This window comes from Ulvibacter sp. MAR_2010_11 (assembly GCF_002813135.1).
GTDB lineage: Bacteria > Bacteroidota > Bacteroidia > Flavobacteriales > Flavobacteriaceae > Altibacter.
On the sequence record NZ_PHTY01000001.1, the window covers coordinates 2898114 to 2913302 of the forward strand.

The 15189-nt window shown below is 37.3% G+C and carries 17 protein-coding genes; 3 read left to right on the plus strand and 14 right to left on the minus strand.

Features of this window, described 5'->3' with window-relative positions; genetic code table 11:
* Positions 1-199: 199 nt before the first annotated feature.
* The 13 genes from ATE92_RS13325 to fabF all read right to left on the minus strand — a co-directional run bounded on the left by ATE92_RS13325 (position 200) and on the right by fabF (position 10882).
* Positions 200-778 carry a DinB family protein gene (locus ATE92_RS13325; RefSeq protein WP_198515626.1) on the minus strand — a complete coding sequence of 193 codons (579 nt, stop codon included), beginning with the start codon at positions 776-778 and terminating at the stop codon, positions 200-202.
* A gap of 176 nt (positions 779-954) precedes the next feature.
* Positions 955-1656, minus strand: a complete 702-nt coding sequence (locus ATE92_RS13330; RefSeq protein WP_157809644.1) for a CPBP family intramembrane glutamic endopeptidase — start codon at positions 1654-1656, stop codon at positions 955-957.
* A gap of 181 nt (positions 1657-1837) precedes the next feature.
* Positions 1838-2050, minus strand: a complete 213-nt coding sequence (locus ATE92_RS13335; RefSeq protein ID WP_100804181.1) for a heavy-metal-associated domain-containing protein — start codon at positions 2048-2050, stop codon at positions 1838-1840.
* A gap of 219 nt (positions 2051-2269) precedes the next feature.
* On the minus strand, positions 2270-2671 hold the full coding sequence (locus ATE92_RS13340) for a hypothetical protein (protein ID WP_100804182.1): 402 nt from the start codon (positions 2669-2671) through the stop codon (positions 2270-2272).
* An 84-nt stretch (positions 2672-2755) separates the two neighbouring features.
* The gene (locus ATE92_RS13345) at positions 2756-3019 is read right to left on the minus strand and encodes a heavy-metal-associated domain-containing protein (RefSeq protein ID WP_100804183.1); all 264 of its coding nucleotides are present in this window, start codon (positions 3017-3019) and stop codon (positions 2756-2758) included.
* 98 nt (positions 3020-3117) lie between these two features.
* The gene (locus ATE92_RS13350; RefSeq protein ID WP_100804184.1) at positions 3118-5535 is read right to left on the minus strand and encodes a heavy metal translocating P-type ATPase; all 2418 of its coding nucleotides are present in this window, start codon (positions 5533-5535) and stop codon (positions 3118-3120) included.
* 85 nt (positions 5536-5620) lie between these two features.
* Complete coding sequence (locus ATE92_RS13355; RefSeq protein WP_100804185.1) at positions 5621-6160, minus strand: AraC family transcriptional regulator; 540 nt, start codon at positions 6158-6160, stop codon at positions 5621-5623.
* 117 nt (positions 6161-6277) lie between these two features.
* Positions 6278-6976 (minus strand): cyclase family protein, encoded by a 699-nt coding sequence (locus ATE92_RS13360; protein WP_100804186.1) that lies wholly within the window; start codon positions 6974-6976, stop codon positions 6278-6280.
* Positions 6977-6978: 2 nt separating this feature from the next.
* Positions 6979-7422: a GNAT family N-acetyltransferase gene (locus ATE92_RS13365; RefSeq protein WP_100804187.1), complete on the minus strand. Its 444-nt coding sequence runs from the start codon at positions 7420-7422 to the stop codon at positions 6979-6981.
* 78 nt (positions 7423-7500) lie between these two features.
* Positions 7501-8322: a GNAT family N-acetyltransferase gene (locus ATE92_RS13370; protein ID WP_100804188.1), complete on the minus strand. Its 822-nt coding sequence runs from the start codon at positions 8320-8322 to the stop codon at positions 7501-7503.
* Between the two features lie 49 nt (positions 8323-8371).
* A complete protein-coding gene (locus tag ATE92_RS13375) occupies positions 8372-8794 on the minus strand; it encodes a DoxX family protein (RefSeq protein ID WP_100804447.1) in 423 nt (140 codons plus the stop codon).
* Between the two features lie 31 nt (positions 8795-8825).
* Positions 8826-9467 (minus strand): hypothetical protein, encoded by a 642-nt coding sequence (locus ATE92_RS13380; protein ID WP_100804189.1) that lies wholly within the window; start codon positions 9465-9467, stop codon positions 8826-8828.
* Between the two features lie 164 nt (positions 9468-9631).
* Positions 9632-10882, minus strand: coding sequence for a beta-ketoacyl-ACP synthase II (gene fabF, locus ATE92_RS13385; protein ID WP_198515627.1), 1251 nt, complete (start codon positions 10880-10882; stop codon positions 9632-9634).
* Positions 10883-11330: 448 nt separating this feature from the next.
* Here fabF and ATE92_RS13390 point away from each other — a divergent pair, with 448 nt between their 5' ends.
* From ATE92_RS13390 to ATE92_RS13400, 3 genes are all read left to right on the plus strand, one after another.
* Positions 11331-12590: an MFS transporter gene (locus ATE92_RS13390; protein ID WP_100804190.1), complete on the plus strand. Its 1260-nt coding sequence runs from the start codon at positions 11331-11333 to the stop codon at positions 12588-12590.
* 82 nt (positions 12591-12672) lie between these two features.
* Positions 12673-13050, plus strand: a complete 378-nt coding sequence (locus ATE92_RS13395) for a hypothetical protein (protein ID WP_100804191.1) — start codon at positions 12673-12675, stop codon at positions 13048-13050.
* 203 nt (positions 13051-13253) lie between these two features.
* Positions 13254-13739, plus strand: coding sequence for a PA2169 family four-helix-bundle protein (locus ATE92_RS13400; protein ID WP_100804192.1), 486 nt, complete (start codon positions 13254-13256; stop codon positions 13737-13739).
* Between the two features lie 60 nt (positions 13740-13799).
* On the opposite strand, the gene ATE92_RS13405 is transcribed toward ATE92_RS13400, so the two are convergent.
* Positions 13800-15185, minus strand: coding sequence for a rhodanese-like domain-containing protein (locus ATE92_RS13405; protein WP_100804193.1), 1386 nt, complete (start codon positions 15183-15185; stop codon positions 13800-13802).
* Positions 15186-15189 lie beyond the last annotated feature (4 nt).

Here is a 15189-nt window from a genome sequence, read left to right on the forward strand (position 1 = left end):
TGAATAAATAATCCTGGTTTCTCAATTCGGGTGACCTTTAGCCGTCCATTTGAAAAAAAAAGCCCGAAAATAGCCTTAGCATTCTTCGGACTTTACCATAAGGTGACGGTGATTGTGGAATCACAAAAAGTAAACCATCAACTCAACATTATTTAAACACCACAACCTTCAAAAAATTAATTTAATGCAGGCTTATTCACTAAATCGCATTTTCGAGTACCACCTTACTTTTTTGTAGCTCTAAAACTTTAAAAGCCTGAAGTATGTGTCTTTCATTATGATAAACAACAAACCTCAGAGTGTCTCCCAACTTCAATTTTAGGAGTGTTGAAACACTTATGGCAGTTTTTGTTTTATTCAAGTTCACCTCTTCCGCATCTTCCAGCAACATTAAAAGCTGTTTCTGATCCAAAATAAATTGCGTCAATGTTCCCTTAGACAGAGTACTGCCTATAGGATCCATACTTTTGAGAGTTTTCATTTTTCTTAATGCTCCTTTAACCCGAATCGCATTTGTAAAATAATTACCCAATCTACCCGGATAAAAAATGGCATCTGAAGGGAACTTATTTTTATTTACCGCAAGCTTAATTTCCGGGATATAAAAGTCGCTGTATCTGTTTAAATGTGAAATACATTCCAACACACTCCAACTGGTGGGGTCCTTTCTCCAATTAAGCTCATCCATTGGTAATGGTAGCATTCGCTCAACGCTTTCAATGTTTTGCCGGGTTAACTCTGTCAACTCCGAAATCAGTTTGTTCGTTTCTATCATCATTTTTCTTGTATAAAAGGCAACGTATTACCTGTAATTTGTACTTAAAGAATAGGTTCGGGGTACTCCTACTCAAAAATTTTCGCTTAAATTGAAACTGCCGTTCGTCTTGGATCCGGTTCAATTAAGTTTATTTAAAGATTCATATCAATTAAATTGCTTTTATTCGATATATACTTTTAAAAAATACCGCTGCTGTAGTAGCCCAGTTTATTCGTATAAGCCAGCGTAAGAAATAAACTGTCAATCAACCCGTGCAAAAGGATTGCTATCCAAAGATTATAGTTCGTTTTAACATAGACCGCTCCAAAAATCAATCCGAATACAAAGGTTGAAATAACTCCGCCAACTCCCTGATATGCATGCGGTAAACAAAATAAAATCGCAGTTATTACAACTATTACGACAGTTTTTATCTTGAAATTGGGCAGAATTAATTTAAGCTGATTAAACATATAACCTCTAAACAAAAGTTCTTCTCCAATCGCCGCGCTAATCCAGGCAAAACACAGATATTTCAGGTAGGCAGATGTATTTCCTGCAATGGCCTGAAATGCCGAGAAGTCCGGATTTTTATGAGTGAGTCGGTTTATTAATGGCTGAATAATAAAATCGAATACCGGCTCGATTATTAGAAACAGTAATAACGCGATGATTACTGTTTTTACAACACCAACATTCGTCTTTAATCCAAGAGGTGTAAACGATTTGTATTTCCAGTAAGTGACAATAAGCACTATTGCGCTCACAATGATAAATCTGTATGGAAACGTCGTCCATGGATTAAAAATAAATCCATATACCAAGAGTAATTCCAGGATTGCCAGCATAATTTTCCTGTCATTCTTGAAATGTTCTTTTTTATGAATAATTGGTTGCATTCCGATTTTAATTTGCAATTCAACACTTTTAACGTTACAAATTTCCAGTTTTTAGACGACAAAAAAATTATTCTAGATTAAGAAATTGGCCCTTTTCACCTTAAAAATTAAAAAGCATAAGCGGTCGGGAATCACAGATGCCATAATCCTCCGTGATTCCCTTATAATATCTCAGTGCTAATTAAGATAACCTTTCGGCTGTATAACCGGCCTCATTAACAGCAGCGATTACTTCGCTCTCACTCATATTAGTTGAGGTAACAGTCAATGTTTTTTTGAGTGTAAAAAGATCTACTTCCCAGTTTCCCTCACCTAATTTTTCGTCCAACTTAGTGGTTGCCTTCGAAAGACAGCCGGTACATTTAATATTTGTTTTGAATTTTATTGTTTCCATTGTGTAATTAATTAAGATTAATAGATTCGTTTTTGCGAATCAATTTTTCAGCATTTGAAATTGTTCTTTTTTGATTTTATCCTTGAGTTCCAACTCTCCCATTACAATCCTTTCGGGAGATAAATTAAGCCGGTTAAGTTCGTTACCCACAACAAAAATACATCTTGGGCACACCATATTTTTTACAGATAATATCATAATTCAAGCGTATTAAAATCATTAAAAAGACTGATCCGGTAACCGGCTCATACTCGCTTCAGAAGTAGTAAAAAAGCGAATAATAACTCCATCGGTGGGATGCCATTCCAGAAGTATTTTACCTCTTATATTTGAAGTAGAATCTATCCAATCTAATTGATAACAACCTATTCCCGGTTTTTCTTTCCTCACTTTTTCTGAAACTTTTACAATCAATGCATAGGTATGTGAACTAATAAGTTGGGGTTGATCTTTCTCTAAGAATGAAATCATCTTATCGTTGAATCTGGAATTGTATTCCAGCATCCCTGCTTTTCTGTATTGGGTAATAAGTGCCGATTGGCTTTTAAAATAGACTGCTTCAGATGTAGGACCACATCCTGTAAAAAGAATTACGAATATGACGTATATTAAACTTTTCATGATGCGATTTTTCGAATTTAAAGTATTCCGGATTGCAACCAAATCTTATGCCAAGTATGAGTATACTTACCCTTAAGTATCTTTTTAAGAATAAACATGTTGGATATTTGAGTCGGCACTAAAAAGCATCCCGGGGAAATTAACCCCTACATTTGTGACATAGTAGCCTGCCTTTTCTATTACAGCAATTACCGCTACTGAAGTTGTATTATTAGGAACTTTAATACTTGCCTCTCCGGATTGTGTGGTAATATTTGTCACTCCGGAAATTGTGCTTAAGGCGCTGTTCACTCGCATTTGACAATGGGAGCTTTGCATGTTTGGAATTTGAATTTTTAAAGTTTTCATAATGTATAGTTTTAAAGATTGTTATACTGTAAAATTCTTAAGTATCAGTAGATTAACTGTTGTATTATTTTTGAATAATGTTGTATTATTTTGGGATTTTATTTTTTCAGTTTTAACAACAAACTATTCCCAACCACACTTACACTACTAAAGGCCATGGCGGCACCGGCAATCATCGGATTTAATAAGAACCCGTTAAAGGGATACAGTACTCCCGCTGCAATGGGAATTCCAATAATATTGTAGATAAAGGCCCAAAAGAGATTCTGGCGAATAGCAGCAACCGTTTGCTTGGATAACTTAATAGCCATGGGGATTTTAGTTAAATCGGATGATATAATAGTCATTTTAGCCACGTCCATGGCAATATCACTCCCTTTGCCCATGGCAATACTCACATTGGCCTGAGCCAGTGCGGCACTGTCATTAATACCGTCCCCAACCATGGCAACCACTTTGCCTTCATTTTGCAATGATTTTACAAAGGCTGCCTTTTGCTCGGGCATCACCTCAGCCTTAAAGTCGCTAATCCCTGTTTGGGCAGCAATAGCAGCGGCCGTAGCTTCATTATCACCGGTAAGCATATAAACTTCTATTCCTAGCTGCTTCATTTGCTTTATGGCTTCTAAGGAAGTTTCCTTTATCTGATCTGCTATCGCTAAAACCGCAAGGGCTTCGGTAGCATTTGCGAACCAAATAACTGTTTTGGCTTCGGTGCTCCAAGGATCTGCGCTTTTTAATAATTTCGAAGAAATTGAAATGTTATTCTCTTGAAGAAGTTTTCGGTTTCCAACATAATATAGCTCTTTATTTGCAATCGCCTTTGCTCCCCTACCTGTTATACTTTCAAACTCTGAAATTTTTATCAGGGACATATTTTCTAAATGATCCACAACGGCTCCGGCCAGCGGGTGTTCAGATTGCTTTTCGATACTATAGAGTATCTGCTTGGTGATTTCAGAATTCTCCAGCCAAGCCGTATTGGTAACAACGGGTTTACCCTGAGTAATTGTTCCTGTCTTATCCAGAATGATTGCATTCACATTCTTGGTAAATTCTAGGCTTTCGGCATCTTTTATAAGAATACCATTTTCGGCACCTTTTCCCACACCTACCATAATTGCGGTTGGTGTTGCCAGTCCAAGAGCACACGGACAAGCAATTACTAAAACAGTTACCAGTGCTATAAGTCCCTGAGTAAAACCGTTTTCACCACCAAAAATTACCCAGGAGGCAAATGCGACTAATGCTATTCCTATAACAACAGGAACAAAAATTCCGGCAATTTTATCTACCAATTTCTGTACAGGTGCTTTGCTTCCTTGTGCATCCTGTACCATTTTAATGATTTGAGCCAGCATGGTTTCGGCGCCTACTTTTTCGGCCCGAAATTGAAAACTCCCCTTTTGATTGATTGTTCCGGCAAAGACTTTGTCTTTTTCATTTTTTAAGACCGGTAGGGGTTCTCCACTCAACATACTTTCATCTACATAGGAGTTTCCATCGATTAGCACACCATCTACTGCAATTTTCTCTCCCGGTTTAACCAAAATCACATCGTTTGTATTTACCTTATCAATGGATGTTTCAATATGTTGTCCTTCGGTATTGATTACAATTACCGATTTTGGCTGCAACCCCATCAGCTTTTTAATAGCCGTGGAGGTGTTTCCTTTTGCTTTCTCTTCCAAGAGTTTCCCCAATAAAATAAAAGCTATAACAACTGCAGCGGCTTCAAAATAAACATGTGCGTGTATACCTCTTGCGTGCCAGAAATCGGAAAACAAGGTGTTAAACACACTAAAAACATAGGCAACTCCCGTGCTTAGAGCGACAAGGGTGTCCATATTAGCCGAACGATGCTTGGCTTGTTTATAAGCATTTATGAAAAAATCTTTTCCATACCAGAGAATCACCGGCGAGGACAATACCCACATAATGTAATTTGCATAGGGCATCTCCATAAAAAACATTCCGATAGTTACCACAGGAATCGAAAACAAAACTGCCTTGATGGTTCTCCATTTTAATTGCTTAAACTTTTTTTCATGCAACTCTTCTAATGTTTGAGTGGTATTTTCATTTGTATCAATTAACAAATCGTACCCGATAGATTGTACAGTATCTTTTAAGCCGGAAGGCGTAATTGTATTGGGAAGATATTCTACCGTTACTGAAGCGGACGCATAGTTCACCGAAGCATTCACAACCCCGTCCAAATACTTGATGCTACTTTCTACGCTAATCGCGCAAGAGGCACAGGTCATTTCTAAAACCGGAAAAGTGCTTTTTATGGTTGTAACTCCATAGCCCAATTCGCGAATAGCATGTACGGCCTCAGGAACGGCAGAACTTAGCTTAGACGATACTATAACCGCTCTATTGTTATTTAATTCTACTTTATGAGATTGAAGATGTCGTAATTGCTGTAACCCCTTGTCTACTATAAGAGCACAATGTTCACTCTCCACGCCTTCCAAAGGAATATATATTGTTTTTGTTGCTAAAGTTGCCATGAAAATTGTATTTAAAAATTATAATACAAAGTTGGCTCCCTTAACAAGAAAGTATGTTACACCTTTTTTGGAAAGATTTATAAGATTATACCTCGTCTAATGATTTGCGTTTGTCTGCGCGAATTTCTTTAAAATGACTTGGAGTGAGTCCGGTTACTTTTTTGAATTGATTGCTAAGATGAGCTACGCTGGAATAATTTAGTAGAAATGCAATTTCACTTAAAGTAAGTTCATTGTATACCAGGAGTTCTTTTACTCGTTCAATTTTTTGGGCTATAAAATACTTCTCGATTGTAGTGCTTTCTACCTCCGAAAACAGGTTGGTAATATAGTTGTAGTCGTGATTTAGATGCTCGCTCAAATAAGTAGAGAGATTGGTTTTAATTTCATTGTCCTGCCGATGCACCAATTCAACAATCAATGTTTTAATTTTTTCAATTATTTTACTTTTTTTATCATCTATAATTGAAAAACCAAACTCTTCCAGCGCTGTCACCAACAATTGTTTTTCATCGTTCGTAATTTCACCACTTAAACTTACATCCCCTAAACTTACATATTCGGGTTCAAATCCGTGTTGTTCAAACACAGATTTTACCACCATGATGCATCGGTTGCAAACCATATTTTTGATGTAGAGATTCACGCTTAAATGATTACTTTTAAAATTGGCTCACTCAATTTATGAGTTAGAATTTTATAATATCTAAAGTAATCAATTTTTGTGTACTAAGGGCAACCATTACAGGTTTTCAAAAACCGCCACAGCACGTACCGGAGAGCCTGTTCCTCCCCTAATTTTTAAAGGGAAAGCAATAAATCTAAATCGGCCTTTATTTAGTAATAGGTGCAGATTTATCATGTTCTCATAATGGGTAAATCCTAGCGCTCCGCAAATGATATGCACCTCCTTATTTGAAACAGCAGGCACTCCCGGCGACATCGTCTCAACTCCAAAAGCGGCTATTTCCTTTTTTCCCAGCCAAGATGCAGCTTCGGCCGTTATTCCGGGTCCGTTGCCCCAGTTTTCCGTGCCGAAATATTTTCGATAATGATCCGTATACAACAAAACAGTATCCCCCTTTTTAATTTCCAGATTTGCCTTGGCACATGCCAGCCGGATATCTGTCACCGAAATTAATTCACCTAGCCCCTTCTTCGAGAAATCCAGGCAAATCCCTTCAGTATAAAACATTGAAAGCGGCATGGTATCTATGGATTGACCTTTATTTTCAATTGCCATATGGTTTAAAGCATCCACATGTGTCCCGGTATGTTCTCCTAACTCCAGTTTATACACACTGGGAGTTGAAGTGGTTGGGTTTTCAATGTTGTCCCATTCTTCATGGGTGGCATGCACCGTCATTTTCACCTCCGGAAGTCCTTTATATACAGGCATGCCTGAATAAATTTCCTGACTTAAATCGATAATCTGTGGCATGGTTATTCTTTGATTTTATAAAGTAAACTTACGCCGGTGGGATAATTTATTGCACACCAACTATATTTATTACGAATTTGAAGAGGAATAGTTGCTTGGATCCCCTTGTATTCTTTAAACCCGAAGCGCTCATAAATATGCTTGAGATGCTGAAAGGGTAAACACCAGATAGTCTCTTGTCTCAACGTATTCTTCAGTAGCAGAAATTTAATGATTTCTTCCGAAATATGTAGTCCCCTATAGGCATCAAAAACATACATCCCTCCTAACTCCAGATTGTCATCATCTATGAGAACCAATCTTCCCAGTCCGGAAGGTGTAGCATCACATTCCGCAATTGCGATAAATTCATTTTCAAAAGTAGATCCGACAAAGTTAATTTCTTTGTACCGCTCATTTATCCAATCAATTTCACTTTTTTTTGCCTTTCTAATGCTCAGGAACATTTCGCTTTTTTTACGATGGTTAGAGTTAGATCTCGGTCTTTTTACCTCAACTGTTCGTTCTTACAACAATCGAATTAACTAAAGGAACATTTCCATTTCAAATTGATCTATGGTATTTTCCAATCCGAATTTTTTGAGATATTGGATTCTATCCACCAATTTTTCGTCGATATTATTGATTTTAATTTTTTCTGAAATTTTTTGAATTCCCGAAAATAATCGCCGCCAGCTTTCTTCATTATGCACCAATACTTCAAATTGTGGAATGTAACCGTTTTGATCGTTAATTATAAAGAAGGACTCCGGTTCATTTTTATAATAAACCTGATAGTACTTGAAATTTCCTCGCCGAACCGATGCTAATTGATTCTCCCATGAATATAAACTCTGATTCGAAATAACATCGAAATTCAAATCTTTGAGACTCATTTCCTTCAAATTACAATCAGACTTCTCGTCAACTTTAATTTCGCCTGCGAAACACTTATACTGTTTCGTAATAGTGAAACCAATATCTTGATACGCCTTAATAGCAAAACTGTTTTCCTTAATCACTTCCAATTGACATTTGGTCATTCCGTTTGCTTTCAGGTGAGGGACAGCAAACTCATAAATTTGCTTCGTAATTTTTTTTCCTCTGTATTCGGGAATTACACCCGTGGCAAGATTGAACGCAGTTAGGTGCCCCTCTCGTTTTTCAATTCCGTGTAAAATAAAACCAATCAATCTATTGCCGTCAAACATCCCATAAGAAAGGCTATAATCAATATTAGACATTTCCCATCGTTGTTTGAAGTAAGCCTTATCCTTGGGAAAGGATACGTAATAATTTTCAAAGGCTGCTAAAAAGCACTCTACAATTACATCGAACTCAATATCGTTCAAATTTTTCAACTTCATACCAAAGGTTTATAAATGTGATAGATTATCATCTAAAGCAGCTTAAATTTTAACTTTCATAACAATTTACATTTTCGCTTTTACCGATTCGAGAAATCGAATACTTGCCGGATCCCGTAAAAAATAACGCAACCGGAATTACAATAAAAATTGCCAACTGTTCGATGGCCCAGCCCCCACCTTCGTTCAGTGCAAATATATTTTGCGTTTGCGTAAGAAGCAATGCCATTAGACAATTAAATGCAAAAATTAAACTCGCTAAACGCACTTTATAGCCAAATAGTATCATAATAGGGGCAATAATTTCACCTACATAGACCCCATTTGCCAAAAAAGATGGTAAACCCAGGCTTTGCAGGAGCTGTTGAATCGAGCTTATGCCGTGTATCAGCTTATTTATTCCGTAGGTAAGCATTGTAAAAGCCATTACGATTCTCATAATTAATAGTCCTAAATCATTATTTGTTTTCATTTTTCTAAATTGTTTGTTGTTCATACTTATTTTAAAAATTGTGTTTATAAAAAATTCCCAGATTGAAAAGAGAAATGTTTGAATTACTAAACTGGTCAAAGTTTGCGGCAAATCCGAATTGCCCATTACCTTTATTCAACCCTAATCGAAATTGTTGGATTCCCCTTTCGAACTCTTTGAGGTTAATTTGATAATTATCAATTTTAAAATTACCCGACACCTGGAATTTTATTAAACCATATAGGGTATTTCCTATTTTTGGAGTGTATTCAACCAATAAAAATGTTTCTAAGGTGAAATGATTCTGATAGGTAGTACCTAGGGCATAAACCAATGAGAAGTCCTTAGACTTAAAATTATACCCGCCGGAAATAGTTGTAAAAGCACCCGGGTTCTTTAATCCCAAGCCAATCGCAATAGAAAAATGTTTATGAAAATTATAAGAAACAGTATTCCTTAAAAAATATATTGCCTTTCGGTCTTTATCGTATTCGGTGTCATAAACTACGATATTGGTAATCGTAAAATATTGGTTCAATTCAGAGCCCACTTTATGTTGATAATTATAAGCTCGGTGACCCAATAGTATTTCAGGGTTATATGTTACATTCTGACTCACGACCTGTTTATTTACAAACAATGCCAGTAGTACAATGATTAAATATTTTTGCATTTTTTTTGTATAGCTTTGAAAGTCAAAATTATACTGTAGGATTCTCAAAAAAATTAAGTTAGATTAAGAAAGCATTATTCGATTTTGAGGGATATTGAATACTAGAAAAATACAACTGTTCATTAATTTCAAAATAGTCTATATACTTTAAATAAGATTAAATTCTAAGAAGTATACTTTTTGAAAATAGAACTTGCCACATGACCTCCAAAACCGAAAGTGTTGTTTAGAGCATGTTTCACTGTTTTAATTTTGAAACTTTTTAACGTGAAATCAAAACTTCCTGAAAATTCAGGCTCGATATTTTCAGTATTAATTGTTGGAGGAATTCTGTTTTCTAAGACAGTTTTAATACAAATAATTGCTTCAATTGCGCCCGCAGCTCCCAATAAATGACCCGTCATGGATTTGGTTCCGCTAATAGATAAATTTGTGTTGGATTCGAATACTTTTTTAATCGCCCTCAGCTCACTTAAATCACCTGTAGGCGTAGCAGTTGCATGCGCATTTATATAATCCATTTCAATGGCATCGAGACCTGCTTCTTCCAATGCTAATTTCATTCCTAAGACAGCACCGTCACCAGTTGGATGAGTGTTTGTAAGGTGATATGCATCGGCCGCCAGACCGCCACCTAAAACTTCTGCAAGTATGGGTGCATTTCTTTTGAGTGCACTGTCAAGTGATTCCAGAATAATTGCCCCAGCCCCTTCACCGAGTACAAATCCATCTCTGGATACATCAAACGGTTTAGAGGCCTGTAAATAGTTTTCATTGTTTATAGACATCGCTCTTGACGCATTGAATCCACCTATTGAAGATTCGGTTATGGAAGCTTCAGATCCTCCTGTGACTATGATATCAGCCTTCCCCCATTTAATATAGTTATAAGCGTCAATAAGTGCCGTATTGCTAGCTGCACATGCAGATGCTGTTGTATAATTTACGCCTCTTAGTCCATACTTAATGGAAATTACTCCGGAGGCTATGTTTATAATCCTTTTTGGGATAAAAAACGGACTGAACCTTGGAATCCCATCACCAGATTTAAATTCACTTAGTTGCTCTTCGAAAGTTGTCACACCTCCATCGCCTGAAGCCCATATAACGCCAATTCTGTCCCTATTTTGAAGATTAAAATCTAGTTTGGCATTCAGGATTGCCTCATTAACGGCAACCAGAGCATATTGAGTAAATAAATCGAACTTTCTAATGTCTTTTTTATCAATTGCTAAAAACGGGTCGAAGTTTTTAACCTCGCAAGCAAATTTGGTTTTGAATTTTGAAGTATCAAATTTTGTTATCAAATTAGCTCCACTTTTACCGCTTAATAACGACTTCCAAAAATCGTCAGCGGTATTACCAAGAGGTGTTACCGCACCAATTCCGGTAACCACCACACGTTGTAAAATCATTTTCTCTGCGTTTATAGATTCACTTTAAAGTGCTCACACTTATTTGGGCATTTCTCATCCAATGTGCAAATACAACTTCAAAATTTTTTAGAATTCATCTATTTTAAAATTCCTTAAGTGCAAAATAAATCTATGAGGAATGGAAAAAAATTAATCTATATTAAGAAAGGAATTAAGGTCGGGCACACCGGGGGTTACTATTTACTCCAATTGCATAAGATGCCATTTACGGATCACAGACTGAAAACCACATTCATACTGTTCAATCAGAAATCAATTTTTGGTATTTGCTTTTAAATTCCTCGGTTGATAATTCCTTAAAAAAAAATTAGAGCGCCAAGTAAACCCTTCTTGCTTCACAGTATCTTTACATTATAAATGTAATTTAGTTTCTGTGAAGCAATTTTTATGCTGATGAGTTATAATCCTATCACTTTTTTTGAAACCTATGGCTAAAAACGATCCATACGCAGCCCTTCGGTTTCGGGAATTTTCAATTTTTTTGGTAATACGATTTGCACTGGTATTTGCATGGACCATGCAATTTGTAGTGATTGAATGGGAAGTGTATAGCCTAACCAAGGATCCTTTTTCCTTAGGGCTTATCGGCTTAATGGAAGTGATTCCTGCTGTCTCTATGGCTCTATTTGCCGGTCATATTGTGGACCAAAAAGAAAAGAGAGGCCTGCTAATTCTCTGTATTCTGGGGTTTTCGGTGGTAAGTCTGGGATTGTTTTTGGTAACCTGGCCTCGTATTGTTGCAGGTCTTTCTCAGGATATCTTACTGTATATCATCTATTTTTTAGTTTTTTTAGGCGGAATTGTACGTGCATTCATAGGGCCTACCGTCTTTTCATTACTTTCTTTACTTGTTCCCAAAAAATTGTATCCCAATGCAGCTACCTGGAGCAGCTCGGTGTGGCAGATGGGTGCGGTAGTTGGGCCTGCAGTAGCCGGATTTAGTATTCACTGGATGGGAGTGCATTGGTCCATGTGTCTGGTCTTTGGATTTTCTTTATTTGCACTATTGTTATTATTTGCTATTCCGAAAAAACCAATTCTAAATCCGAATATTGGAGAACCCATAATAAAAAGTCTCAAGGAGGGCGTGAAATTTGTATGGAACACTAAAATTATTCTCGGAGCCATCACCCTTGATATGTTTGCTGTGCTTTTTGGAGGAGCCGTCGCACTGTTGCCCATCTTTGCACAAGACATATTACATGTTGGCGCCGAAGGATTTGGAGTGTTAAGAGCAGCACCCGCTGTGGGAGCCCTACTTATAATGTTTACTTCGGCTTATTTCCCACTGAACAAAAATGCCGGAATGAAACTGCTTGCTGCTATCTTCGGATTTGGAATTTGTATTATTGTCTTCGGACTTTCATCCTGGTTTTGGATATCGGTCATCGCGTTGTTTTTAAGTGGGGTAACCGATGGTATCTCTATGATAATAAGACAAACAATTCTTCAGTTGCGCACCCCCGATTCGATGCGAGGACGGGTTGCTTCAGTTAACTCGATGTTTGTAGGTTCCTCAAACGAATTAGGAGCCTTCGAAAGCGGACTTACGGCTAAACTAATGGGGACGGTGACGGCAGTTGTTTTTGGTGGATGCATGACTATCCTTACTGTGGTGGGTACAGGCGTGCTTTTTCCAACATTTAGAAAACTTGATCTTCAGAAAGATGTTGACGAATTCGAATAAATGGCAGACTCATATTTTTTTTGAAGTAGACAAATTAAAAAAGTATCTTTAGATCACTTTATCAATAAGTAAACATAATATCATGAAAAAAATAACGCTTCTTCTCATATTTTCTTTTGTTACTGCAACCGGCTTTTCACAGGAGTTTGCCCTTACATTATTTAATTTCGACAGCCCGGAAAAACCTACCAGAATGTTACTGCTTAGTACTACCACCAACGGCGCACAGGAATATATTGTAGAAAGAATGCAAGATACACATTCACAAAAGCTAATGGCAGCAGCTTCAGAAGGAACAGTTTTTAAAATGGCGCGTATTCTAATAAAGGATGCCAGCGGCAATATTCAACAGATTGGTCTCAACGAGGTTACCTTAGGTAATTATTCAGCTGTAACCGATAATGGAAGAGCAAAGGAGCAATTTACAGTACGGTTTCAAAGCACTACCATCTTAGAATAAGCTGTTGTATTCTCAACCAGTTTTATTTCACATTGGCATTTTAACTTCATCAATTTCAATCGTTTAGATTGTAAATTAAACCCTTTAATACCTTTTAACACGGCGTTAAACTTCTCTCAATTAAGAATTCTCTAAGACTTTTCGGGCTTTTTCTGATGTAAATTTATTTCAGAATAAACATTTAAACTTAAATTAAAAAAGCTATGAAAACAACGAGAGAAGAAGCAAAAGAGAACATCCATGACAATTTGGTTGATAACCTTCAGGCATTGTTAGAAAAAAATTACGATGCCGAAAAAGGATTCACTACTGCAATGAAGGATGCTAAAAACGAAAGGTTAAAATCATTCCTAAAACAACAAGCATCACAGCATGCGCGTTTTGCTACCGAGTTAGATCGCGAAATAAGAAACCTGAATGAAAAACCTATCGAAAGTGGTAGTACCACCGGTGCGTTGCACAGAGGATGGATCGATTTAAAAAGTACTTTTAGCAGTAATGACGATGAAGCAGTGCTGGAAGAATGTCTTAGAGGTGAAAAAGCCAGTTTAAAAGAATACGAAGAGAAGCTAGCGGAAAATCGTTTCCCAACTAATATTTCTTCAGTATTAAACAATCAGTTGTCTGAAATCAGAACAACTGTTGCTCAGGTGAAGAATCTTGAGGATCTTGCCGAGAACCAGAGTTAATAGAAGTTGAAAAATGCCACAAAACAACCCACAAAACGGGTTGTTTTTTTTTGCCCTCAACTATTCTATAACTGCTATTCCCGCTTCTCGTATGGCTTTAAATCCGCCGGCAACATCCACTACATTGTGAATTCCTCTGCTTTTTAAAATTGAAGCAGCAATTACCGAACGATACCCCCCGGCACAGTGCACGTAAAAGGTATCATTCTCCGGAAAATCGGTTAAGTGTGCATTTAAAAACCCAAGTGGAGCCAAAGTAGCATTTGGAATGTGAGCCGAATCAAATTCGGTATCGTTACGCACATCGAAAACAGGAACTTTCTTCTTCAGGGTACTTTTAAATGTTTCGGCTGAAATGCTTTCCAACGTATCAATCTCTTTCCCCGAAGCCTTCCATGCTGCTATTCCACCTTTCAAGCAACCTAACGTATTGTCAAATCCCACACGAGATAAACGCGTGACGGCTTCTTCTTCACGACCTTCGGGAGCAACCAGTAAAATAGGTTGTTCCACATCGGCAATCAAGGCACCCACCCAGGGCGCAAATCCTCCATCCAAGCCAATAAAAATAGAACGTGGTATATGTCCGTTTATAAAATCAAGTTGATGTCGAACATCCAACACTACTGCTCCTGTAGTAGTTGCTAATTGCTCAAAAGTCTGTGGCGTTAGTTTTTGTGTTCCTCTTGAAACTACCTTATCGATATCGTCATACCCTTCCCTGTTCATTTTTACATTGAGCGGAAAATATTCGGGCGGCGGCATCAATCCATCGGTAACTTCTTTAATAAATTCATCCTTAGTCATATCTGCTCGCAAGGCATAATTCATTTTCTTCTGGTTGCCCAGGGTATCCACGGTTTCTTTCATCATATTCTTCCCACAGGCAGATCCCGCTCCATGCGCAGGATAGACGATTACATGATCCGGTAAAGGCATTAATTTTGTACGTAAACTTTCGAATAAAATTCCGGCAAGGTCTTCTTGAGTAATTTCATTCGATTTTTGAGCCAAATCCGGTCTTCCAACATCTCCTAAAAACAAGGTATCTCCACTAAATATGGCGTGTTCCTTCCCATTTTCATCTATTAATAAGTAAGTGGTACTTTCCATAGTATGCCCTGGAGTATGTATTGCTTTAATAATAATCTTGCCCAATCTAAACTCCTCACCATCTTTTGCGATAATCGCGTCGAAGGTGGGATTTGCATTTGGCCCGTAGATAATGGGAGCTCCCGTTTCTTTGGATAGGGTAACATGACCACTTACAAAGTCGGCATGAAAGTGAGTTTCAAAAATATACTTAATGGTTGCATTATCACGATGCGCTCTCTCCAAATAGGGCTTTACTTCTCTAAGCGGATCAATAATAGCGACTTCACCGTCACTTTCAATATAGTAAGCTCCTTGGGCGAGACACCCGGTATATATTTGTTCAATGTGCATGGTT

Coding starts and splice junctions, on each gene's coding strand:
- ATE92_RS13325 (WP_198515626.1), bottom strand. CDS start 778: ATGATGATAGAAACGAACAAACTGATTTCGGAGTTGACAGAGTTAACC.
- ATE92_RS13330 (WP_157809644.1), bottom strand. CDS start 1,656: ATGCAACCAATTATTCATAAAAAAGAACATTTCAAGAATGACAGGAAA.
- ATE92_RS13335 (WP_100804181.1), bottom strand. CDS start 2,050: ATGGAAACAATAAAATTCAAAACAAATATTAAATGTACCGGCTGTCTT.
- ATE92_RS13340 (WP_100804182.1), bottom strand. CDS start 2,671: ATGAAAAGTTTAATATACGTCATATTCGTAATTCTTTTTACAGGATGT.
- ATE92_RS13345 (WP_100804183.1), bottom strand. CDS start 3,019: ATGAAAACTTTAAAAATTCAAATTCCAAACATGCAAAGCTCCCATTGT.
- ATE92_RS13350 (WP_100804184.1), bottom strand. CDS start 5,535: ATGGCAACTTTAGCAACAAAAACAATATATATTCCTTTGGAAGGCGTG.
- ATE92_RS13355 (WP_100804185.1), bottom strand. CDS start 6,160: ATGGTTTGCAACCGATGCATCATGGTGGTAAAATCTGTGTTTGAACAA.
- ATE92_RS13360 (WP_100804186.1), bottom strand. CDS start 6,976: ATGCCACAGATTATCGATTTAAGTCAGGAAATTTATTCAGGCATGCCT.
- ATE92_RS13365 (WP_100804187.1), bottom strand. CDS start 7,422: ATGTTCCTGAGCATTAGAAAGGCAAAAAAAAGTGAAATTGATTGGATA.
- ATE92_RS13370 (WP_100804188.1), bottom strand. CDS start 8,322: ATGAAGTTGAAAAATTTGAACGATATTGAGTTCGATGTAATTGTAGAG.
- ATE92_RS13375 (WP_100804447.1), bottom strand. CDS start 8,794: ATGAAAACAAATAATGATTTAGGACTATTAATTATGAGAATCGTAATG.
- ATE92_RS13380 (WP_100804189.1), bottom strand. CDS start 9,467: ATGCAAAAATATTTAATCATTGTACTACTGGCATTGTTTGTAAATAAA.
- fabF (WP_198515627.1), bottom strand. CDS start 10,882: ATGATTTTACAACGTGTGGTGGTTACCGGAATTGGTGCGGTAACACCT.
- ATE92_RS13390 (WP_100804190.1), top strand. CDS start 11,331: ATGGCTAAAAACGATCCATACGCAGCCCTTCGGTTTCGGGAATTTTCA.
- ATE92_RS13395 (WP_100804191.1), top strand. CDS start 12,673: ATGAAAAAAATAACGCTTCTTCTCATATTTTCTTTTGTTACTGCAACC.
- ATE92_RS13400 (WP_100804192.1), top strand. CDS start 13,254: ATGAAAACAACGAGAGAAGAAGCAAAAGAGAACATCCATGACAATTTG.
- ATE92_RS13405 (WP_100804193.1), bottom strand. CDS start 15,185: ATGCACATTGAACAAATATATACCGGGTGTCTCGCCCAAGGAGCTTAC.